The organism is Streptomyces sp. NPDC087845 (genome assembly GCF_044742755.1).
Lineage (GTDB): Bacteria > Actinomycetota > Actinomycetes > Streptomycetales > Streptomycetaceae > Streptomyces.
Window position 1 is genome coordinate 420,114 of sequence record NZ_JBIUVC010000007.1, and the last position, 22,050, is coordinate 442,163.

Below are 22,050 nucleotides of genomic sequence, written 5' to 3' on the forward strand. Positions count from 1 at the left end.
GGGTCCAGCGTGTGCCACCGCACCGGCCGCACCACGAGCTGCAACCCCGTCCCTCCCGGGCCGGGAGTAGGAGGAGTTGGATGTTCCAGAACGCCGACGACGCGAAGAAGTTCATCGCCGACGAAGACGTCAAGTTCATCGATGTCCGGTTCTGCGACCTGCCCGGTGTGATGCAGCACGTCACCGTACCGGCGGCGACCTTCGACCCGACCGAGGAGCTTGCCTTCGACGGTTCGTCGATCCGCGGTTTCCAGGCCATCCACGAGTCCGACATGGCGCTGCGCGCCGACCTGTCGACCGCGCGTGTCGACCCGTTCCGCCGCGACAAGACCGTCAACATCAACTTCTTCATCCACGACCCGATCACCGGCGAGCAGTACAGCCGCGACCCGCGGAACGTGGCCAAGAAGGCCGAGGCCTACCTCGCCTCCACCGGCATCGCCGATACCGCGTACTTCGGTCCCGAGGCCGAGTTCTACGTCTTCGACAGCGTCCGCTTCCAGACGTCGGCGAACGAGAGCTTCTACCACATCGACTCCGAGGCAGGCGCCTGGAACACCGGTGCGGTCGAGGACAACCGCGGTTACAAGGTCCGCTACAAGGGCGGCTACTTCCCGGTACCGCCGGTCGACCACTTCGCCGACCTGCGCGCCGAGATGTCCCTGGAGCTGGAGAAGAGCGGTCTCCAGATCGAGCGCCAGCACCACGAGGTCGGCACCGCCGGCCAGGCCGAGATCAACTACAAGTTCAACACGCTGCTCGCCGCGGCCGACGACCTGATGCTCTTCAAGTACATCGTGAAGAACGTCGCCTGGCGCAACGGCAAGACCGCGACGTTCATGCCGAAGCCGATCTTCGGCGACAACGGCTCGGGCATGCACGTCCACCAGTCCCTGTGGGCCGGCGGCGACCCGCTGTTCTACGACGAGCAGGGCTACGCGGGCCTCTCGGACGTGGCCCGCTACTACATCGGCGGCATCCTCAAGCACGCCCCGTCGCTGCTGGCCTTCACCAACCCGACGGTGAATTCGTACCACCGCCTGGTTCCCGGCTTCGAGGCCCCGGTCAACATGGTGTACTCGCAGCGCAACCGCTCCGCCGCGATGCGTATCCCGATCACGGGCTCCAACCCGAAGGCCAAGCGCGTCGAGTTCCGTGCCCCGGACCCGTCGTCCAACCCGTACCTCGCCTTCTCCGCCCTGCTGATGGCGGGCCTCGACGGCATCAAGAACAAGATCGAGCCTGCCGAGCCGATCGACAAGGACCTGTACGAGCTGGCTCCCGAGGAGCACGCGACCGTCCAGCAGGTCCCGACCTCCCTCCCGGCCGTCCTGGAGGCCCTGGAGGCGGACAACGAGTATCTGCAGGCCGGCGGCGTCTTCACGTCCGACCTGATCGAGACGTGGATCGACTACAAGCGGACCAACGAGATCGCCCCGATCCAGCTGCGCCCGCACCCGCACGAGTTCGAGCTGTACTTCGACCTCTAAAACGCGGGATCGGTCCCACCGGGACTTGATCGACCGTCAGGCATGACAGCGAGGGCCGCCCCTTCCTCCCGGAAGTGGCGGCCCTCCCTCTGTGTACCTGACGCCGAATCGCGCATGCGTATCCCCCGATTTCGCAACCGCACGGAATTAAACCTGACACTGCCACTCCTAGGATGAATGGTCTCTTGTTGCCCCTCGGACCCCATGCAACGCTTTTCCTTGCACGGACCCACGACAAAGGGGAATCTCATGCACGGAAAGAAGCGAATTCTCGCCCTGCTCGGCGTCCCGCTGGGTGCGTCGCTGGCGCTGGCACCCGGAATCTCCGCCACAGCGCACGCCGCAACTCCTGGCAAGAGCGCGGCATCGGGGGCCGCTTCACAGCCGTCGGCCATTCCGGCAGCCTCCTGCTCGATTTCCGGAGTCGAAGACCCGAATGAGAGCGCGAAAATAACGGGTGCCGGTTTCACTCCTGGGCAATTGGTCTCCTTCATCAGTGGGAAGCGCATGATCACCACCGCAACGGCTGACGGCGGTGGAGTGGTCAACGCGGTGGCGGTGGTCAAGGCCGACGACGCCGTCACAGCCCAAGAGGGAGCGAACCAGCAAGGGTGCCTGAACCTTGTCAAGCCGAGTGCGACAGCGCAGACACAGGTTCCCGGCACAACGGTCCCCGGCACCGCCGACGAGAGGGAACAGGCGCTCACCGCCGGGGCGAACGACGGCGCCGCGTCGTGCAGGCAGAAGTCCGACCTGTTCAACGAGAACACCGGAAAGAGCCAGAGTTTCGTGGCGGATTACACTCTCGGCTTCAACAACAAGGTGGCATCCATCGGCGGTTGCTCCGCAATGCTGGCGCAGCTGAGGTCGGGGGTCCCGGTTGAGCAGAACCAGAAGCAGAACCAGAATCAAAACGAAAACCAGAACCGGCACCAGAACCGGAACCGCGACCAGAACCAGAACCAGAACCAGAACCAGGGTGAGCGTGTAGGCGGGCGGGGAAACCGCTGACCTCAACCTCACACGAAGGGCCCGGCAGCTCGCTGCCGGGCCCTTTGCGGTGCGGTCACCGACGGGCGCACAGCGGCGGTACGCCTCTGAAGGCTTCCGGCCGCGCCCTCGCACGCGGCAGAGCGCGATTCCGGAAACCGACTATCCTGAGAGCAGAGGTACCAGGTAATGCCATCCGCAGCAGTCCGCCCAGCAGAGGGGACAACGGATGAATTGCGACCAACGGCGAGTGGAGCTCGCGAACTTCCTCAGAACACGACGACTGGCCCTTCAACCGGAAGAGGTCGGTCTTCCCTCGCGAGCATCGCGGCGGACCCCTGGTCTGCGACGGGAGGACGTCGCCGACCTGGCAGGGATCAGCGCCTGCTGGTATTCCCGCCTCGAACAGGCCCGGAACATCCGAGTCTCCGACCAGGTCCTCAATTCGCTGGCCGAAGCCCTGCGCCTCAACGCCGAAGAGCGCGGTTACCTCCTGGCCCTGGCGAACCAGGACGCCCGTTCCAGCGCGAGCGTTGCCGACGACGGCGTGTCCCCGGCCCTCCAGCGCATCCTGGACAGCCAGCACCCCCATCCGGCATTCGCTCTCGGTCCCCGTTTCAATATTCTCGCCTGGAACCAGGCCAGAACCGACGTCTACGGCGACCTCACCGACATTCCCCCTGAGCACCGTCACATTTTGTGGCTGTTCTTCGGCGGATATCTTCGTGAATTGGTTCAGAACTGGGAGCCGAGCGCGCGATCAGCACTGGCCGGATTCCGCGCGGCCACCGGTCTGTACGTCCACGAACCGTGGTTCACCGCATTGGTTCGCGAACTGGGCAGAAGCAGCCCGGAATTCCGCACGTGGTGGCAGCAGCACGAGGTCGAAAGGCGTCACGTCACCGCTCGGGAAGTGGAGCATCCCTCGGTCGGCCGCATGGTGCTGGAGGAGATCGCGCTCGTGGTCGACGACTGCTCGGACCAGCGGATCATCCTTGAGATACCGCAACCCGGCACCGGCACCGAGAACAAGCTGACGGCGCTTTCCTGCCGGCCTCGCCGGGTGCAGGCTCCGCCGTGGCACGTGCTTCGCAGGCCGACCGCGCGGGAGCAGCGGAACAACACCTTCTGACGGCGCCCCGGCGCCGGCCCCGGCGCCTGCGGTCTTCGGGGCAGTGATCCATCGCTCCGAAGACCGCAGGCAACCACGGGCAACCACCTTTGCAACTACGGACGTTGCGGCGTGATCAGTGCCGCAGCGCCCTTCCCACCTCGGCCTCGACATCGCCCGACAGCTTGCGGTTACTGCGGGCCGTGGCCTCCTTGGACGCCTTCGGGCCGACGTCGTCGACCGTTACCACCACCGCGTCGAGCAGATTGCCCTTCGGGTCGCGGAAGTTGATCTGCACGGCGTAGGACTTCGCCGAGTCCGCACCGTTGGTCACGGTGACCTTCGCGTCGGCATGGCCGTCGGGGCCGGTACCCGGTGTGCCCACCTTGACATCACCCTTGGCGTTCACGCCGTTCTTGAAGCCCTTCAGCTTCTCGCCCGCGGCCGCTGTCGCCGAGGCCACCACGTCCGAGCCCCTGGAGGCAGCCGACGCCGCGGCGGACGCGGCCTTGGACGCCGCGGTGGAGGCGCTGCCGCCGTCGTCGGAGCAGCCGACGGCCGTCGCCGCCACGGCCGTCGTCAGGAGCACGGCCCACAGGCCGCGCGCGGCTTTCGTCGTCATCGCGTGCCTCCCAGCACTCGGCCATCGTCCCTCGCCCCAGTCAAGACGGCGGCGGGTGCGGCCGCATGCCGTGTACGCCGGACGGGTGAGCGTTCCGGACGGGTGAGCGTTCCGGCCGTACGGAAGGACCGGACGGCCGGGAGCGGCCGCCCCGCGGAGTCGCGGCGTGACGCTGGACGGCTGGACGGCTGGACGGCTGGACGGTGCGAACGGCCTCGGTGTCCGGCGCCTTCGCCACGGCCGCCTGCGGTGGGTACTGAAGCCGGGCGTGGCCGGGAGCAGCCTTGCGCGCCCGTGGCCCGTGGCCCGCGCCCCGGCAGGGCACGGACCACGGGCCGGTCGGCCGTCAGCCGTCAGCGGCCGTAGCGGATCAGGGTGCGGACCATGCGGCAGGTCGTGTCGGACGGCGGGTGGATGCCGATGCGCTCGGCAGTCGCACGTATCCTGCCGTCGGTAGCGGTCGACGGGTAGTAGACGCCCGTGTCGAGCAGGGCGATCGCCAGGCGCATGGCCTTCAGGCGGCGGTTGTGGGAGACGTACCACTCGCGGGGACGGCCCGCGGGGAGCGGCTTCTTCTGCAGGGGCTTGTGGAGCGGCTTGGTCGTGACTGCGGCAACGGCCATGGGCAACCTCCTGGCACGGTCGTGGAACCCTCACCAACTCCCTCTATTTTACGGCCCACCACTGACAATCGTCGCTGGCCAGACGGGTTTTCGCGGCGTCCCTCCCGTACCGTCGACCCCATGGAGATCTGGATCAATCCCGCCTGTTCCAAGTGCCGCAGCGCGCTGACGCTGCTCGATGCGGAGGGTGCCGAGTACACCGTCCGCCGCTATCTGGAGGATGTGCCGTCACCGGACGAGATCCGGGCCGTGCTCGACCGTCTCGGGCTGGAGCCGTGGGACATCGCACGGACGCAGGAAGCGGACGCGAAGGAGCTCGGGCTCAAGGACTGGCCGCGCGAGGCCGGGTCGCGGGAGCGGTGGATCTCGGCGCTCGCCGGGCATCCGAAGCTGATCCAGCGGCCGATCATCACGGCGGACGACGGGACCGCCGTCGTGGCGCGTACGGACGAGGCGGTGCGGGACGCCATGGGGCGCTGAGCGTCCCGCGCGGCGGGTGCTGTCGGGCGTCCGTCAGGAAGTCCTCGATCCTGCGGTTCAGTTCGGTGGCCGCCGGCTCGTGCAGCGGCAGGGTGTGGTGCGTCGCGCCGGGGACCGACCGTCTGGAGCGCCTGGGCCACCTCGACCGCACGCGTGACGCGCGTGACCGGCGGCGGGTGCTGCTGAGCGTCACGCCACGCGCGGTGGAGCTGGGCCAGTTCTTCTTCCGGCCCCTGATCGAGAACACGGTCGCCGTGCTGCGCGACTTCGACGAGAGCGAGACGGCCGCGGTCCGGCGCTTCCTGGACACCGCTCACCGGGCCGTCACGGCGCCTCCCCCACCCGCGCCCGGCACGGATGCGGCTCCGCGGGCAGGGTGACGCCGCCCCGCCCGTGCCCCGCCCGCACGGGGCACGGGCGGGGCGGCCGGGACGAACGGTTGCGTCCCCCGTGCACAGGGACACCCGCACACGGCCCCGCACCGCCCGTTCCTTCGCGCTCCCCGTCCCCTCGCTCCCGCTTGCTCCCCCTACTCCCCCGCCTGCTTCTCCGCCTCGGCCAGCAGTTCCGTCAGGCGCAGTCCGAACCGGACGTCGCAGGGGTGCGGCACCCCCGTGCGTACCGATTCGACCAGTGCGTCCACCGCCGCCCGGAAGGAACCGACCGGATCGCTCCACCGCGGCAGCGCCGCCGTTCCCTGCTCGCCCCTGAGCTCGATCTCCGTGCCGGCCGCGCCCACCGGGGCACCCAGGGCGAGCGTCACGGTGCTGGACGCGCCGGAGGTGTGGCGGAGGATCAGGTGGGTGGTGTCGGACGGGCCGCGGGCCGCGGTCAGTCGTGTGACGTCGCCCAGGACCGGGATCAGGACCGACAGGACGTGCGGGCCGACGTCCCACAGGCCGCCCTTCTCCCGGCGCCAGGGCGAGGCCGCGTACTCGCTGGTCGTGCCGGGGGCGAACAGCGCCCCGAGCCACTCGGCGCGGGCGGTGAACCAGCCGTCCAGGGCGGCCTGCTCGATGATCCAGGCGGATGTCTCGGCCGCGAAGCGCAGGGTGCAGAAGACGACGGACGCGACCCCGGTCTGCTCGGCGGCGCGCACGACCTCACGGGCCGCCGCCGTCGTGGTCGCGACCGGCTTGTCCAGCAGCAGATGGCGGCCGGTGGCGGCGGCGCGGGCGGCGAGCGGGGCCTGGACGTCCGGCGGCACGGCGAACGCGATGGCGTCGCTGGCCGCGAAGAGCTCGTCGATGCCCGTCTCGCCGGTGTACGCCGTGGTGCCGTGGGCGGCGGCCAGCGCGTTCGCGGCCTCGGGGCGGCGGCCCCACACGCCGCTCAGTACGGCGCCCGGGTGCGCGGCGAGAGCGGGGGCCTGGGTGTTCCGGGCCCAGGGGCCCGCACCGACGAGGCCGATACGCAAAGGGGTCGGGGGAAGTGTCGTCATGGCCCAAGTCTGCCGGGTTCACCGGGCCGATCCCGTATTGAGTTGGCACAGCGTGAACTTCATGGCTACGTTTGCGGTGCCGGCCGCGGGACTCCGGCCGCGACTTCCGGGACTTGCCTCTGAAGCAGTGATTTCGCTGTTCGCGCCCCCATTCCCCGGCCGGCGCCCCGCCCCGCCCCTGCGTACGGCGGCGCGTGACACCACGGGGGAAACCATGACGACCAGCACCGGCAGCGGCACCGGCCTCGTGGCGGCCGAGGACGTGCTCCTCTTCGTCAACGCGGCGATCACCGCGACCGGACAGCGCGAATTCCGCACGACCGCGCATCAGCAGCAGCTCTCGCTGGACTTCCTCCACGAGTACGTACGGGTCAACTACCGTCGCGTGTACGCCGCCGCGCTCGCGCTCGACATCAACGACCACAACGCCGCGCGCATCGTCCAGGGGCTGCTGGAGACCGCCGCCGACGCGACCGCCGAGGAGAAGCGCACCGAGGGCCGGCTGATCGCCGCCCGGCTGGCGAAGCTGCCGCCGCAGCGCGTGTACCGGCTGTTCCGGTCGCTGCGCGGGGCCAAGGTGAACAACCGGCGCACCCGCGCGATCATGCGCGACTGGCTGGCCGCCCGGCCGGATCCGGCGCACGACGCGGTGAAGTACCGCTCCGGTCTCAAGACCGCCGCCCGCCATGTCCACTTCCGGTTCGGCGGTCCGGGTGAGCCGGACGAGACGGGGGACTTCCTGTTCCGGCCCGGGCGGCGGCCGCGCTACCGGCACCAGCTGCTCGACGCGTGGCGGCGCGCCCACTACGAGCAGGGCGCCGTCGACGAGCTGCCGTTCACCGTCGCGGAGGGCTTCGCCGCCCGGCACGGGATGAAGCGCGAGGTGTTCCTGGAGCGGATGGTGCCGAGGATGACCCGGCTGGAACGGCTGCGGACCCAGGGGCGGCGCGGCGCCGGGGACGAGGCGCCGCTGCCCGCGGACGTCGATCTGACCGTGATGCCGCTGACCCGGCTCGCCCTGTACGTCCTTTCGCTCGGCCCCGGGGTGCGGCGGCTCCACCGCGCGGAGCTGACGCGCGCGCTGCGGACCGCCGCCCACCGTGCGGCGGGTCCGCACGCCGGGGGCTGGGGCCGGGTCGCCGCCGTGCTGGACGACAGCTACTCGTCGTCCGGGTCGGGTGAGAAGCGGCGCCGTCCGCTCGCCGTGGCGCTGGCCTGCCACTTCCTTCTGGAGGCGCTGGCCGCGCCCGGCGCGTACACCGCGCTGTGGACCTCGGGCGGCACCGACCCGCTGCTGGCCAGGCCCTGGGGCCCGACCCCGCTCGGCACCCGTGTGCTGGACGCCCTGGAGCACGGCCCGGACCGGCTGGTCATCGTCTCGGACGGCTGGGACAACGCGCCGCCCGGACTCGCGGGCGAGGTGCTGCGGGTGTGGCGGACGCGGCTCGATCCGGACCGGCGCACGGCGGTGGTGCATGTGAACCCCGTATACGACGCGGACGGTTTCGATGTGCGGCGCCTGGCGCCGGGCGTGCCCACGGCCGGTATCCGGGACGCGGAGGATCTGCCCTCGCTGGTGGAGGTCGCCCAGTTCGCCGAGGGGCGTACGGGAACGGCGGCCCTGTACGCCTATCTGGACCGCCGGGTCGCACGTTTCGTCAGTGAGCAGAGGCCGGGGGCCACATCGTGAACAGGCTCGAACTCTCCGGGCTCGCCACGCTCCCCGCCCAGGTGTGGGGCGGCATCCGGCTGGTGCCGCTGGTGCGCGAGCAGCCGGTCGAGGGGCTCCGGCTGCACCGGGAGCTCTACACGGGGTACGGGTACGGCGTCGTGGACGCCGGTCCGCGCACGCACTACACCTCGTACATCCCGCACGGCTTCGTCGCCGACTGGTCCGGCGAAGGCAAGCAGTCCGCCGCGTACGGTACGCAGCTCGGCGCCGGACCGGGTGCCCCGTCCGGTGACCCGCCGCCCCGGACCGCCCGGCTCCAGCGCAACCGCCACCACCGGATGGCCAAGCGGCAGCCGGGCCACCGGCTGCGCTTCCTGCCGCTGCACCTCGCGCTGGAGGGCTATCTCGCCCTGCACTTCGGCGGCCCCTCCGTCGCCTGGGAGGAGTGGTCCCGGCAGGCGCTGCGCGACGGGCTCTCGCCGCGTGCCGAGGACGCGTACATGGGGTGGTCGGTGCGCGGGCTCGGGGACGCGCTGCGGGCCTTCGAGATCCATCCCGGCCAGTGCGGGGTGATGGTGTACGCGGCCGACGCGCTCGCCGCCGCGTTCGTGACGCCGCACCCGGACGACTACCGCCTGCTGCACCCTTCGCTGGTCCAGGATCTGTACGGGGAGCTGGTCCACCAGTACGCGCTGTACGGTGCGCCGGTGCCGGAGTTCGCGGCGCGGATCCCGGACGGTCCGCAGCTGCGGACGCTCGCCGGTCTGCGCGCGGCGGCGCGGGCGCAGGAGCGGGAGTGGGCCGAGGCGCACGACACCCTGTTCGCGCGGGAGCTGCTGGACACCTCGTACGCCTTCGACCGGGTGTACCGGATGGGTTCGTACACGCTGTGGCGGTTCCTGCCGCCGTTCCTCCGCAACGGGGAGGGCCAGCACATCGGGGAGACGATCACCGACCACAAGGGGCAGGTCGCGTATCTGAAGACGTTCCGGCTGTCCGAGGCCCAGATCAGGCGCGGCCATCTGCTGCACCGGCTCTCCGCCGCGGACTGGCGGCTCGCGCGGGCGGCCGAGTCGCTGGGCACCAGTGAGGAGGAACTGGTGCGCCGGATCCGCGCCGCCGGTTTCGAGACCCTGCTCAAGGACCGCGCGCACCGTGGAAATCCTCGGTAACACGGGGTTCACACCTGGGCAACGAACGGGAAATCGCGTCTTGCGAGGCTGCGCTGCGTAGACCGGACCGCAGCACCCGCAGCACCCGCAGAGGATGGCTTCCGTGACGTTCAAGGCTGAGTACATCTGGATCGACGGCACCGAGCCGACCGCCAAGCTCCGTTCGAAGACGAAGATCATGGCCGGGAGCCCGTCGCGGGAAGCGGCGGAACTGCCGATCTGGGGCTTCGACGGTTCGAGCACCAACCAGGCCGAGGGCCACGCCTCCGACCGGGTGCTGAAGCCGGTCTTCACGTGCCCGGACCCGATCCGCGGCGGCGACGACATCCTCGTCCTGTGCGAGGTCTTCGGCATCGACATGACGCCGCACGCGTCCAACACCCGTGCCGTGCTGCGTCCGGTGGCCGAGCGGTTCGCCGGCCAGGAGCCGGTCTTCGGCATCGAGCAGGAGTACACCTTCTTCGACGGCCACCGCCCGCTCGGCTTCCCCGAGGGCGGCTTCCCGGCCGCGCAGGGCGGCTACTACTGCGGTGTCGGCGCCGACGAGATCTTCGGTCGCGACATCGTCGAGAAGCACCTCGACAACTGCCTGGCGGCGGGTCTCGGCATCTCCGGCATCAACGCCGAGGTCATGCCCGGCCAGTGGGAGTTCCAGGTCGGCCCGCTGTCCCCGCTGGAGGTCTCCGACCAGCTGTGGATCGCCCGCTGGCTGCTGTACCGCACCGCCGAGGACTTCAACGTCTCCGCGACCCTCGACCCGAAGCCGGTCAAGGGCGACTGGAACGGCGCGGGCGCGCACACCAACTTCTCCACCAAGGCGATGCGCGAAGGGCCTGAGGGCTATGCCGCGATCATCACCGCGTGCGAGTCGCTCGGCGAGGGCTCGAAGCCGATGGACCACGTCAAGAACTACGGTGCGGGCATCGACGACCGTCTGACCGGCCTGCACGAGACCGCCCCGTGGAACGAGTACAGCTACGGCGTCTCCAACCGCGGTGCCTCGGTCCGTATCCCGTGGCAGGTCGAGCAGGACCGGAAGGGCTACATCGAGGACCGCCGCCCGAACGCCAACGTCGACCCGTACGTCGTCACGCGGCTGATCGTCGACACCTGCTGCACCGCGCTGGAGAAGGCCGACCAGGTCTGATCCCCGGCCGCCGCCGGTCCGAGGGGCGTCCCACCCGTCCGGGTGGGGCGCCCCTCGTCGTGGTGTCACACGCGTGCCGGGCGGGACGGGCCGGGCCCGGACGCCGCCGGTCCGCCCGGCCCGCCCGTCGGGGAGGCCGTGGCGGTCCGCCGGTTTCGGAAGTACAGGGTGAGGAAGGTAACGCAAAGGGTCCGTATCGACGGGTGGGAGAGGTCTGCTGCGCCGTCACGTTCTCTGGTTCAATGGGGGCATGGCCAGCATCCAGTACACCTCGACAGGTCGCAGCGACCTCGAACCGTTCTGGCCTTCCCGTCAGCACCACGACTTCGACCGGGTGTGTTGCCGCGCGTTGAACGCGCAGGCCCTCTAAAGCCGCTCACCCCGGTCTTCGGTCCGCGCGCACGCAAGCAAGTCCGTCCCTCGACGACTCCTTCGCGCGAAAGAGCTGACCCTCATGGCGAACACTCGTACCTTCTCCGCCGCAACCGCTGCCACCGCGGCGTCTTCGGCGACCGCTGCGGCCACCACCCCCGCCCGCTCCCTCTCCTCCAACCGCCACCGGCTGCGCGCCGTCGACCCCGACGAGGTCGTCCAGCTGGCCGATGTGGCCGAGTTCCTGACGCCCGACGCCACCTGGCTGCCGGCACCCCAGCACTCCGTTCCGGCGCTGCCGGGCCGGCCGCCGATGATCGGCTACCTGGTGCTCGTACCGGCCGATCAGCAGCCGGCCGCCACCGCGGCCGCCCAGTACATGGTGCCGACATCGGTGGAGGGCCCGCCCGCGGGTCCGGTGCGCATCGACCCGGTGCAGCGCACCGCCGCGGTGGACGGGAACACGCTCGACCTCACCTTCCTGGAATTCGAGCTGCTCGCCCACCTTGTCGCGCACCCGCACCGGGTGCACACCCGCGACCAGTTGGTGACCACGGTCTGGGGCTACGGGCACGTGGGCGACGGACGCACCGTGGACGTCCACATCGCCCGGCTGCGCCGCAAGCTGGGCGCCGAGCACCGCCGGTCGATCCAGACGGTACGGCGCGTCGGCTACAAGTACGCCCCCTGAGGCCCGCGGCGTACACGGGAGAGCGGCCCTGGTCCGGTACCTCCGGACCGGGGCCGCTTCCGCGTGCCCGGGTGGATCAGCCCCGCGTCCCGGACCTCACCGGCTCGACCGCCCCCGCGCCCGTACCCGGCTCACCGTGTTCCAGGCCCGGCAGCCGGGCCAGTCCGCGCGGGGTCCGCCAGTTCCGCTCCCCCAGCAGCGCCATCACGGAGGGCAGCAGGACCATCCGTACGATCGTGGCGTCCAGCAGCACCGCGACGGCCAGGCCGACGCCCATCTGCTGCATGTCCTGCATCGACAGCGTCCCGAAGACCGCGAACACCGCGACCATGATCGCGGCCGCACCGGTCACCGCGCCCGCCGTCCGCCGGATGCCCTCGTCGATCGCGGCCCGGGTGGACAGGCCCCGGTCGCGCGCCTCGCGGATCCGGGAGACCACGAACACGTGGTAGTCCATGGAGAGCCCGAACAGGACGACCAGGACGAACAGCGGGATCCACGCCTCGATCGCGCCGACCCCCTCCGAGCCGATCAGCGAGGCTCCCCAGCCGTGCTGGAAGACGGCGACCATCACCCCGTACGCGGCGGCCACGGAGAGCAGGTTGAGCAGGATCGAGGTCACGGCGACGACGTACGAACGGAAGCAGAACAGCATCAGCAGGAACGTCACCGCCGTGATGAAGGCGAAGACGGGCACGATGCCGCGCTTCAGCTGGTCGTTGAAGTCGACGGACCCGGCGATCTCCCCGGTCACGTACACCTGCGCCCCCGTTCCCCCGAACGCCGCGGGCAACCTCTTCTCGCGCAGTTCGGCGAGATCGGCCCTGCCGCCGGGGAGCGGCACCTCGATCTCCGCGACGTTCTGCGCCCGGTGGACGCTCACCCGGTCGAAGCCGCCGAACGCCTTGCGCAGGGCGGGCGCCTGGATGTCGTCGGCCTTGACCACCACCCGTGCCGGGGCGGGGCCGCCGGGGAAGCTCTCGTCGATCTGCCGGTAGGCGACCGAGAGTTCCGAGTCGGAGCCGAACTGCTTCTCCAGGCCCAGCTGTTCGGTCTTCATGCCGAGGGCGGGCGCGGCCAGGGCGAGCAGCACGGCGACCGAGGCGACCGCGAAGATCTTCGGCCTCGACAGGACCGGCCTCAGCACCGTGCCGGCGGTCCCGCCGGCGGTACGAGCGCGCCGGCCCCCTCGCCGGTTGAGGAAGGGCACGCGTCCCGCGTCGATCCGGTCGCCCAGCCAGGACAGCAGCGCGGGCAGCACCGTCACCGAACCCAGCATCGCGATGAAGACCACGATGACCGTGGCGAGGGCGAAGCCCTTGAACAGCATCAGTCCGGACAGGAACATGCCGGCCATCGCGACCATCACCGTGAGCCCGGAGACGAGCACGGCCCGGCCGCTGGTCGCCGCCGCGATCCGCAGCGCCGTCTCGGCGTCGCGTCCCGCCGCCCGCTCGTCGCGTTCGCGCCGCAGGTAGAAGAGGCAGTAGTCGACGCCGACGGCGAAGCCCATCAGGAACATCACGGAGTACGTGGTCTGGAACAGGTGCAGTTGGTGGCTGGCGAGCGACAGCAGCCCGAAGGCGGCCATGCACGCGGTCAGCGCGAGACCGACCGGGAGCAGCGCCGCGACGACGGCCCCGAAGGCGACCAGCAGAATGCCCAGCGCCAGGGGCACGGCGGTGAACTCGGCCTTCTTGAAGTCCTCGGAGAGCAGGTCGGCGAGCCACTTCCCGGCGCTGGCCTCGCCGAACTGGTGGATGGTGACGTCGGGGTGGTCCGTCCGGGCGGCGGCCACCGCGTCGAGGACGGGCTGCACCCGGTCCGGCGCCGTCGCCGCGTCCCCCTTCAGGTCGAAGGTGATCAGCGCGTCCTTGCCGTCCTTCGAGGGCACCGGGGCCGCGAGGTTCGCCACCTCTCCGGTCCGCCCGATGGCCGCGGACACATCGCGGGCGGCGCCCCGCCAGTCTCCCGCCTTCGCGGCGGACACCATGACCAGCTCGCCGGCGGGCTGCCCGAGTCCGGCGTCGTCGAGGATCCGCTCGGCGCGGGCCGAATCACCCGCGGCGTTCTCCGAGTTGGTCATCTCGACCAGCCCGGACGCGCCGCCGATGCCCGTGGCGAGCACGACGAAGATCAGCCAGCCGAGAACAGCGGTCTTGCGGTGGTGTGCGCTCCACACACCGATGCGTGCCGCGAGGTTGCGCCTCATGGCGTGTTCGCCCCCAGAGATTCAGACGGAAGTGGAAGAGGTGGAAGAAGTACGTCGCCGATGAATCTAGGAACGGGGACCGGGTCGCCCCAGCCGCCCGAGCCCCCACTCGCGGAGCCGTAGGGCGAGGTCGGCGGGGTGGTGCTGGGTACACCCCGCCCGGGTGGCGAAACGGCTGACGTCCGGGACGCCCGGTGGGTGAGACTGTCCCGGACGGGTCCGCCACGGGGCCCGGCGTAGGGAGGACGGGACCGAGATGAACGCGATACGGACACGGATACGGGGCGCGCTGGTGGCCACCCGGCACGGGTTCCTGCTGTCGCTCGCCGGCCTGGTCGGGTCGCTCACCCTCTTCGTGTGGACGGTGCTCTCCATCGTCTTCATCCCGCTGGGGGTCGGCGTGTTCACCACCCCCTATCTGCTGGAGCTGGTCCGCAGGCACGCCAACCGGCGCCGGCTGCTCGCGGTCACCTGGTGCGACATCCGCATCCCGGTCCCCTACCGCCCCTTCCCGAAGGACCTGCGCACCGGCTTCACGGGGCAGGTGGAGCGGACCACGCTGTTGCTGAAGGACCCGGCGACCTGGCGGGACCTCCAGTGGCTGCTGGTCGACATGACCGCGGGCTATGTCGTGGCGACCCTGACGACGGCCCTGCTGGTGTACCCGCTGGAGGGTTTCGTCCTGGCGGCCGGCCTGTGGCGGGTCTTCACCGACGACCGGTACTGGTACGGGTTCGTGCCGGTCGACAGCCAGGCGTCGGGCCTTGCCGCCGCCGCGCTCGGCCTGGCGCTCCTGGCGACCGGTGTCCTGGTCAATCACCGGCTGGTGCGGCTGCATTTCGTGATCACCCGCGCGATGCTGGCCCCCACCCAGCAGCAGGAGCTGGCCCGCCGCATCGACCGGCTGACCGAGACCCGGCACGAGGCCGTGGACACCGCCGCCTCCGAACTGCGGCGCATCGAGCGCGATCTGCACGACGGGGCGCAGGCCCGGCTGGTGGCCATGGGCATGAACCTGGGGACCGTGGAGGCGCTCATCGAGAAGGACCCGGCGCAGGCGAAGAAGCTCCTCGCCATGGCCCGCGAGTCCTCGGCCGAGGCCCTCACGGAACTGCGGGATCTGGTGCGGGGCATCCACCCGCCGGTCCTCGCCGAACGCGGACTCGGGGACGCGGTCCGGGCGTTGGCGCTGCGGCTGCCCATCGAGTCGGAGGTCAGTGTGGAGCTGGGCGGCCGGGCGGACGCCGCCGTCGAGTCGGCCGCGTACTTCGCGGTGAGCGAGACGCTGACCAACACCGCCAAGCATGCGGGGGCCGACCGCGTCTGGGTGGACATCCACCACGCCGACGCCGTGCTGCGGATCTCCGTCACGGACAACGGCCGGGGCGGTGCGTCGGTCGGATCCGGCTCGGGACTGAGCGGAATCGAACGCCGACTCGGTACATTCGACGGCATCATGGCCGTCAGCAGCCCCGCAGGCGGTCCCACCATGGTGACCATGGAGATCCCTTGCGAGTTGTCCTAGCCGAAGACCTCTTCCTGCTGCGCGACGGCCTGGTCCGGCTGCTGGAGGCGTACGGCTTCGAGATCGCGGCGGCCGTCGAGACGGGCCCCGAACTGACCCGGGCGCTGGCCGAGTCGGCGCCGGACGTCGCGGTGGTCGACGTCCGGCTTCCGCCGTCCCACACGGACGAGGGCCTGCAGTGCGCGCTGGCGGCCCGGCGGGCCAGGCCGGGGCTTCCGGTGCTGGTTCTCTCGCAGCATGTGGAGCAGTTGTACGCGCGCGAGCTGCTGGCGGACGGCAACGGCGGCATCGGCTATCTGCTCAAGGACCGGGTCTTCGACGCCGAGCAGTTCGTCGACGCGGTGCGCAGGGTCGCCGCGGGCGGCACGGCGATGGATCCGCAGGTGATCTCGCAGTTGTTGTCGCGGCGCTCGCAGGACAAGCCGTTGGGCGGGCTGACCCCGCGTGAGCGGGAGGTCATGGAGCTGATGGCGCAGGGCCGTTCGAACGCGGCGATCGCCTCGCAGATGGTGATCACGGAGCGGGCGGTGGCCAAGCACACCTCGAACATCTTCGGGAAGCTCGGTCTGCCGCCGTCCGACGACGACAATCGCCGCGTTCTCGCGGTCCTGGCCTATCTGGACCGGGGCTGAGCAGGGTCTGCGCGCGGTCGCGGGGTCACGGAGCCGTGCTCAGGTGGAGTGTGGTCGCCCCCAGGTGGGGCGCGGCCCGCGACTCCAGCACCTTCACCCGCACCGAGGTGGCCGTGACCGGCGCGGCCAGCGGCAGGATGCGGCGGTGGCCGATCGCCGTGCCCTCGGCGATCCGCTGCCAGGTCCCGCCGATCCGGGCCTCGACGGCGAACCTCTCCACCCGCTGCCCGTGCCGGATGTCCTCACGGACGGCGACCCGGTCGAAGGTGTACGGGGCCGGGTTCCCCTTGCGTACATCGGTGCCGTAGATCCGGCGCACGTCGGAACCGAAGGCGGTCAGTGACGCGACGTCGGCGTCGTCGATCCGGCCGTCCTTGTCCGGCGGGACGTTGAGCAGCAGGGAGGCGTTGCGGCCGGCGCTCTTCTCGTACAGATTCATCAACTGGGCGGGCGTCTTGGGCTTTTCGTCCGCATGGTGGAACCAGCCGGGCCTGACCGAGACGTCCGCCTCGGCCGGATACCACTGGAGGTAGTTGACGGCCGGGTCGAGGATCCTGGCCCGGGAACCGATGTCGGGGTCGGTCGAGTCGTTGGGGAGGCTGCCGAGTCCCGTCCACGGGTCGGTGGCGTGCGGGGTGACGCTCCACTCAGTCTCGCGGGCGGTGCCGTTCTCGTTGCCGACCCAGCGCACACCTTGCGGGCCCTGGAAGACGACGGTGTTCGGCGAGAGCGCCTTGACCAGGTCGAACCACTGCTTGACGTCGTATTTCTGAGTGATGCCGGAGCCGGACCAGGGGTTGGCGCCGTCCAGCCAGAGCTCCTCGATCGGCCCGTACTGGGTGAAGATCTCGTACAGCTGGTTGAGGTAGTACGCGTCGTAGTCGTCGGCCCTCACCGTGAAGGCGGGCAGCTTGCCGCGTGCGACGGCGGCGGCGCGGTCGTCGCCGGGGACGAGGGTGGGGATGGTGCGCTCGGTGACCGCGCTGCCGTTGCCGAAGCGGCCCTCGCCGGCGGGGGCGCGGTCGCCGTCCTCAAGGGCCATGCGTTCGGGCAGGCTGAGCGGTCGGCCCTCGGCCTGCTTCTCTCGGATGGTGTCGACCCACTGCGCGTGCCAGGCGTGCGGGAGTTCGGCGCCGTCGGAGGGCGAGAGGTAGAGCCCGACCTTCAGCCCCGCCTTGCGGGCGGCCTTCACATAGGCGGCCACGACGTCGGGGCTGCCGGGGCTGAGCGCGACCGAGTGGCCGGTGTAGCGGCTCGGGTAGAGGACGAAGCCGTCGTGGTGCTTGGCGGTGAGCATGACCTGCTCGGCACCGGCCGCCTTGTAGGCACGCATCCACTGATCGGCGTCGACGGCCCGGGGCGCGAAGAGCTTCTCGTCCTCCGTGCCGGAGCCCCACTCGCGGCCGGTGAACGTATTCATCCCGAAGTGCGTGAAGGCGGTGACCTCCCGCTGCTGCCAGGCGAGTTGGCCCCGGGTGGGAACGATGTTCGCGGCCTTCTCGATGATCCGTCCGGGGCTGTCGCAGGGCTCGACGGTCATCTGCGGGGCGGGCTTCACGGGCGCGGTGCACGGGGCCCCCGGCGGCGCCGGCCGCTGGTTCACGGGCTGCTGTGCGGTGGCCTGCACGGGGACGAGCGCGGCGGCCGCCGCCAGTGCGAGCGCACTGAGCACACGGGTACGTCGTGCCATGGTTCCCTCCCATTCCCGACCAGTATTGGTCGGATCTCTTGGGTGTCGACGTGCGCATGTTGCCGCACAGTTGAACCCACGGGAAGGGCGCGCCCACCATACGTCCTATCTCTCGCCCGCAAAGTCCCCATGCACACAGGGCCCGAGCGCCCACCCCGACGCCACCTCAGCCGGTGAACCACCCCGCCGCGTCGAGCCGGAACGCGCTCGCGGGCACCATCGCGCGCAGGTCCTCCTCCATCGCGCGCACCCGGTCCGCACCGAGCGCCCGGGCCCACTCGGCGCGCACCCGATCGAACCCCTCGGCCGACTTGACCAGCACGTCGACCCCCCGCACGGTCAGCCGCACCAGCTTGCGCCGACCGTCCTGCGGGTCGTCGACGCGCTCCACGTATCCGAGCCCTTCCAGCTTCTCGACGGTCTTCCCGGCGGCCTGCTTGGAGACCCCGAGCCGCCGGCCGATCTCGCTGGCCGTCGCACCGTCGCGACCGACGGCCTGAAGGGCGAAGCCGTACGCGGGACGGATGTCGGGATGACCGCGCCCGGCCAGCTCACGGTGCAACTCGTCGACGATCGAACGGAATCCGGCGAACAGCAGCAGGGGCAGCTCGAAGCCCGCCTCGACGGGCGCGGACGACCGCACGCCCGGCTCGCCCCTTCGCTCAGCCCTTCGCTCAGCCATTGCAAGACTCGACAACTTGGTTTACCTTTTCGTCAATCACGTTGTCGATTTTAGCGTGAGCACCCACCAGGAGAGGCCACCCATGTCCACGCCCGCGTTTCCCGACCACACCCTCGACTCCGCCCCCGCCGCCGCCCGCCGCACCATGGAGGCGGTGACGAAGAAGCAGGGCCATCTGCCCGCCGCCGTCGCGCGGCTCGCCACATCCCCGGAGCTCCTCGACGGCTTCCTGAAGATCGGAGCGATCTTCGAGTCGTCCACCCTGGACCCGCTCTCCCGCGAGGTCCTGATCATGACGATGGCGACCCGCAACCACTGCCACGTCTGCGTGGCCATGCACACCGCCAAGCTCACCGCCCTCGGTGCGGACCCCGAGCTGATCGCCGCCCTGCGCGAGCCGGAGGCGCGCACCCTGCCGGATGAACGGCAGGAAGCCGTACGGCAGTTCACCCTGTCCGTGCTCGCGACGGCCGGAGCGGTCGACGAGGCGACACTCCAGGCGTTCCTGGCGCACGGATACACCCCCCGCAATGCGCTGGAGGTGGTCCTGGGCATCGGCGCGTACACGATGTCGACCCTGGGAAACCGGATGACCGGGGCTCCCCTGGATCCCCACATGGCCGCCTTCGCCTGAGTGTTCTACCGATCGTGGTCGTTGCCGGATCGCGGCCGTGCCCGAAGACGCCGAGCGGGCTCCTGAGCGGCTGGTCATGGCCCGTGGGGCGGTGGTGGACGTGCCGGCCGAACCGGCCGCGCACACTGTCGCCCCGGTGGAGGGGGCGGTGGGACCGGCCCCGGTGGCGGCGGTCGGAGCGGTGCCGCGATCGACGGTTCCACACCGGCCCGGAGGGCCGGCCGGTACGGTCCCGGCGCCGGACCACCGGCGGATCATGTCCGTCCCGGCGGTCTGCTCGGCAGACCGGCCCTCACTCTCGTGGACCCGGCCGCACAGCCGGTCGCGGAATTCCGCGGCAAAACCCTGGCAGCGACGGCCTGATCAGTGCCCACTCGGTGTCGGTCAGGTCCGAGGGACAGCGCCGTACACGGTCCGGCCGGTGCACCGCGTTGCCGTGCACGCGCGCGAGACAATCACACGACAGAACCGCCGAGTTGGGATCCAGGGCCTCGACCGCTCACCGCTGCGGCAAGCAGGACTCCTGGCGCTCGGTGAGACTCGACGCATTCCGAATCGCCACGAGGCCCTCACTTCCCGCATGGACCACTCCGCCCTCATCCGATCCAGAACCCTGTTCGAGGCCCAAGCTCGACAATCACTGTGAACAAGGCTTCCGAATTCGAAAGGCGCGCTGGAGGGTGGGCGCGTCGGTCTCGGCAATTCGGCGCCGCGCCGGATGATGGCGGGATGTCGACCCGACCCGTACTCGTCTTCGACGGGGACTGCGCCTTCTGCACCACGTCGGTCACGTTCGCCGAGCGGCGACTCCGGCCCGGATGCGACATCGTCCCCTGGCAGCGAGCGGATCTGCCGTCGCTGGGCGTCGATCAGCGGCGGGCCGAGTACGAACTGCTGTGGGTCACGCCCGCCGGGACGGTGTACGGCGGTGCGCAGGCCGTCGCGATGCTGCTGCTCGGCTCCGGCCGGAGCTGGGCCGTCCTGGGCGGACTGCTCCGTCTGCCACCCTTCCGCTGGGTCGCCCACTGGGCGTACCGCCTCGTGGCGAACAACCGCGAACGGATGCCGGGAGGCACCCCGGCGTGCGCGGTCAACTCCCCGCACTGACCATCCCCGCGCACGCGTCGACCCTGCAGAGTTCCTTTGATCGGCCTGTGTTCTGCCGTGCCGAAAGGCGTGGCCCACGGCGTCCGTGCCGGCGCCTCAACACACTGTGTATTAATTGCTTTTAGGTCCTTCCGGGTTGCACCCGGGCGTGGCGGGGGAATTCTTCGATCCTGCCGATCCATGACTACGACCTGGGCATATGCCGATCACGGGGCCGTCGATCGACGCCTTCCTGGGTGTTTCACCCGTTCGCGCATCACCCCCTTTCCCCCTCGTACCTACTCTTGTGCGCATCTCTTTCCATGGGCTCTCGCCCCTCGGGCAAATGGCCATTTTCAGGCTGCCGTTGGAGAGAGGGGATTGATGAATTGCTGCCCGTGGGCGGGATGTCCGACGGACTCTCGCCTCCCCTCACGAAGAGAGTGGAATCATCGATGAAATTCAGTGCTCGGGGCTTGCCGGGTCGGCGTGCCCTGGCAACATCGATCGCGTCGGCGGTACTGGTCGCCGTTGCCGGGGTGGTGGTCACACCGACCCCTGCCGTCGCGATCGCGACGGCCGTTCCCCTCGGTACGGCCACCAGCTTCGCGGTGCTTGCCGGCCAGTCGGTGACCAACACCGGGGCCTCAACGGTCACGGGTGACCTGGGCGTCAGCCCGGGTACGGCGATCAGCGGCTTTCCACCAGGACTGGTGAACGGCGCGACGCACCCCGCCGACGCGGTCGCGCTCCAGGCCCAGACCGACCTGACCACCGCATACAACAACGCCGCGGGGCAGGCGCCGGACGCGAGTATCTCCGCGGACCTCGGCGGCCTGACCCTGGCCCCCGGCGTCTACAACGCGTCGTCCTCCATCGGGCTCACCGGCACGCTCACCCTCGACGCCGCCGGTGACCCCAACGCGGTGTGGGTCTTCCAGATCGGCTCGACGCTGACCACCGCGTCCGCCAGCCGGGTTCTGTTGGTCAACGGCGCCTCACCCTGCAACGTGTTCTGGCAGATCGGCAGTTCGGCCACGCTCGGCACGGACACCACGTTCGTCGGCACGATCATGGCGCTCACCTCGACCGGCCTGAACACCGGCGCGTCGATCACCGGCCGCGCGCTGGCCCGCAACGGCTCCGTGACGATGGACACGAACTCCATCACCAGGCCTTCGTGCGCCACCACCACCGGCGGCACGACCACCGGTAGCACCACGACCGGGACGACCACCGGCACGACCACAGGGACAACCACCGGCACGACCACTGGGACAACCGCCGGCACGACCACCGGTAGCACCACGACCGGGACAACCGCCGGCACGACCACCGGCGGACTCCTCGGCGGTGTCACCACGGGTGGCCTGCTGGGCGGTGTCACCACCGGCGGCCTGATCGGCGGCAGTTCCATCGCGGGCAACACCGTCGGCGGCAACACCGTCGGTGGCGGAAACACGGTCGGTGGCGGAAACACCGTCGGCGGCGGCAACACCGTCGGCGGAACCGTGGGCGGCAACACAGCGGGCAACACGGCCGGGAACACCGGCGGCAACAACGGGGGCGGCCAGGGCAAGCCGCCGCACCACGGAAGGCCGGAGCACGGGGCCAAGCCCCCGCACCACGGAAAGCCGGAGCACGAGGCCAAGCCCCCGCACCACGGAAAGCCGGAGCACGAGGCCAAGCCCCCGCACCACGGAAAGCCGGAGCACGAGGCCAAGCCCCCGCACCACGGAAAGCCGGAGCACGAGGCCAAGCCCCCGCACCACGGAAAG

At 70.5% G+C, this 22,050-nt stretch carries 20 protein-coding genes; 14 read left to right on the plus strand and 6 right to left on the minus strand.

Going from position 1 to position 22,050, the window contains the following annotated elements; genetic code table 11:
• The first annotated feature begins 80 nt into the window (after positions 1 to 80).
• The 3 genes from glnA (at position 81) to ACIOMQ_RS20880 (ending at position 3,612) form a co-directional block, all read left to right on the plus strand.
• On the plus strand, positions 81 to 1,490 hold the full coding sequence (gene glnA / locus ACIOMQ_RS20870) for a type I glutamate--ammonia ligase (protein ID WP_362204281.1): 1,410 nt from the start codon (positions 81 to 83) through the stop codon (positions 1,488 to 1,490).
• A gap of 249 nt (positions 1,491 to 1,739) precedes the next feature.
• Positions 1,740 to 2,501 carry a hypothetical protein gene (locus tag ACIOMQ_RS20875; protein ID WP_402189755.1) on the plus strand — a complete coding sequence of 254 codons (762 nt, stop codon included), beginning with the start codon at positions 1,740 to 1,742 and terminating at the stop codon, positions 2,499 to 2,501.
• A gap of 229 nt (positions 2,502 to 2,730) precedes the next feature.
• The gene (locus ACIOMQ_RS20880; RefSeq protein WP_362204276.1) at positions 2,731 to 3,612 is read left to right on the plus strand and encodes a helix-turn-helix transcriptional regulator; all 882 of its coding nucleotides are present in this window, start codon (positions 2,731 to 2,733) and stop codon (positions 3,610 to 3,612) included.
• Positions 3,613 to 3,727: 115 nt separating this feature from the next.
• On the opposite strand, the gene ACIOMQ_RS20885 is transcribed toward ACIOMQ_RS20880, so the two are convergent.
• Together ACIOMQ_RS20885 and ACIOMQ_RS20890 are read right to left on the minus strand one after the other, a co-directional pair.
• On the minus strand, positions 3,728 to 4,213 hold the full coding sequence (locus ACIOMQ_RS20885; RefSeq protein WP_362204273.1) for a hypothetical protein: 486 nt from the start codon (positions 4,211 to 4,213) through the stop codon (positions 3,728 to 3,730).
• A 353-nt stretch (positions 4,214 to 4,566) separates the two neighbouring features.
• Complete coding sequence (locus tag ACIOMQ_RS20890; protein WP_362204270.1) at positions 4,567 to 4,836, minus strand: hypothetical protein; 270 nt, start codon at positions 4,834 to 4,836, stop codon at positions 4,567 to 4,569.
• A gap of 120 nt (positions 4,837 to 4,956) precedes the next feature.
• Between ACIOMQ_RS20890 and ACIOMQ_RS20895 the strand changes: the two genes are divergently transcribed.
• Together ACIOMQ_RS20895 and ACIOMQ_RS20900 are read left to right on the plus strand one after the other, a co-directional pair.
• On the plus strand, positions 4,957 to 5,316 hold the full coding sequence (locus ACIOMQ_RS20895) for an arsenate reductase family protein (RefSeq protein WP_362204267.1): 360 nt from the start codon (positions 4,957 to 4,959) through the stop codon (positions 5,314 to 5,316).
• A gap of 65 nt (positions 5,317 to 5,381) precedes the next feature.
• Complete coding sequence (locus ACIOMQ_RS20900; protein WP_362204264.1) at positions 5,382 to 5,696, plus strand: hypothetical protein; 315 nt, start codon at positions 5,382 to 5,384, stop codon at positions 5,694 to 5,696.
• A gap of 149 nt (positions 5,697 to 5,845) precedes the next feature.
• Here ACIOMQ_RS20900 and ACIOMQ_RS20905 read toward each other — a convergent pair whose 3' ends face one another.
• Complete coding sequence (locus tag ACIOMQ_RS20905; RefSeq protein WP_362204261.1) at positions 5,846 to 6,757, minus strand: Gfo/Idh/MocA family oxidoreductase; 912 nt, start codon at positions 6,755 to 6,757, stop codon at positions 5,846 to 5,848.
• A gap of 214 nt (positions 6,758 to 6,971) precedes the next feature.
• Here ACIOMQ_RS20905 and ACIOMQ_RS20910 point away from each other — a divergent pair, with 214 nt between their 5' ends.
• From ACIOMQ_RS20910 to ACIOMQ_RS20925, 4 genes are all read left to right on the plus strand, one after another.
• Entirely contained in the window at positions 6,972 to 8,447 is a 1,476-nt protein-coding gene (locus ACIOMQ_RS20910; protein WP_402189757.1) for a hypothetical protein, read from the plus strand.
• A complete protein-coding gene (locus tag ACIOMQ_RS20915) occupies positions 8,444 to 9,601 on the plus strand; it encodes an ARPP-2 domain-containing protein (RefSeq protein WP_362204255.1) in 1,158 nt (385 codons plus the stop codon). Before ACIOMQ_RS20910 ends, ACIOMQ_RS20915 begins: the two co-directional genes overlap by 4 nt.
• Positions 9,602 to 9,704: 103 nt before the next feature.
• Complete coding sequence (gene glnII, locus ACIOMQ_RS20920; RefSeq protein WP_362204252.1) at positions 9,705 to 10,748, plus strand: glutamine synthetase; 1,044 nt, start codon at positions 9,705 to 9,707, stop codon at positions 10,746 to 10,748.
• 454 nt (positions 10,749 to 11,202) lie between these two features.
• Complete coding sequence (locus tag ACIOMQ_RS20925) at positions 11,203 to 11,811, plus strand: winged helix-turn-helix domain-containing protein (protein ID WP_362204249.1); 609 nt, start codon at positions 11,203 to 11,205, stop codon at positions 11,809 to 11,811.
• Positions 11,812 to 11,887: 76 nt separating this feature from the next.
• Here ACIOMQ_RS20925 and ACIOMQ_RS20930 read toward each other — a convergent pair whose 3' ends face one another.
• On the minus strand, positions 11,888 to 14,023 hold the full coding sequence (locus tag ACIOMQ_RS20930; protein ID WP_402189759.1) for an MMPL family transporter: 2,136 nt from the start codon (positions 14,021 to 14,023) through the stop codon (positions 11,888 to 11,890).
• 256 nt (positions 14,024 to 14,279) lie between these two features.
• Here ACIOMQ_RS20930 and ACIOMQ_RS20935 point away from each other — a divergent pair, with 256 nt between their 5' ends.
• Together ACIOMQ_RS20935 and ACIOMQ_RS20940 are read left to right on the plus strand one after the other, a co-directional pair.
• Positions 14,280 to 15,548 (plus strand): sensor domain-containing protein, encoded by a 1,269-nt coding sequence (locus ACIOMQ_RS20935; RefSeq protein ID WP_362204243.1) that lies wholly within the window; start codon positions 14,280 to 14,282, stop codon positions 15,546 to 15,548.
• Positions 15,533 to 16,180 (plus strand): response regulator transcription factor, encoded by a 648-nt coding sequence (locus ACIOMQ_RS20940; protein WP_362204240.1) that lies wholly within the window; start codon positions 15,533 to 15,535, stop codon positions 16,178 to 16,180. The genes ACIOMQ_RS20935 and ACIOMQ_RS20940 overlap by 16 nt, the downstream gene beginning before the upstream one ends.
• 25 nt (positions 16,181 to 16,205) lie before the next feature.
• Here the strand turns inward: ACIOMQ_RS20940 and ACIOMQ_RS20945 are convergent, their stop codons facing one another.
• Entirely contained in the window at positions 16,206 to 17,870 is a 1,665-nt protein-coding gene (locus ACIOMQ_RS20945; RefSeq protein ID WP_402189762.1) for an alpha-L-fucosidase, read from the minus strand.
• A gap of 166 nt (positions 17,871 to 18,036) precedes the next feature.
• Positions 18,037 to 18,552, minus strand: coding sequence for a MarR family winged helix-turn-helix transcriptional regulator (locus ACIOMQ_RS20950; RefSeq protein ID WP_402189765.1), 516 nt, complete (start codon positions 18,550 to 18,552; stop codon positions 18,037 to 18,039).
• A gap of 82 nt (positions 18,553 to 18,634) precedes the next feature.
• Between ACIOMQ_RS20950 and ACIOMQ_RS20955 the strand changes: the two genes are divergently transcribed.
• From ACIOMQ_RS20955 to ACIOMQ_RS20965, 3 genes are all read left to right on the plus strand, one after another.
• Positions 18,635 to 19,186, plus strand: coding sequence for a carboxymuconolactone decarboxylase family protein (locus tag ACIOMQ_RS20955; RefSeq protein ID WP_401757922.1), 552 nt, complete (start codon positions 18,635 to 18,637; stop codon positions 19,184 to 19,186).
• A 729-nt stretch (positions 19,187 to 19,915) separates the two neighbouring features.
• Complete coding sequence (locus ACIOMQ_RS20960) at positions 19,916 to 20,293, plus strand: thiol-disulfide oxidoreductase DCC family protein (protein ID WP_401270954.1); 378 nt, start codon at positions 19,916 to 19,918, stop codon at positions 20,291 to 20,293.
• A 434-nt stretch (positions 20,294 to 20,727) separates the two neighbouring features.
• Positions 20,728 to 22,050: ice-binding family protein (locus tag ACIOMQ_RS20965; RefSeq protein ID WP_402189767.1), on the plus strand; the 1,323-nt coding region annotated here is incomplete at its 3' end.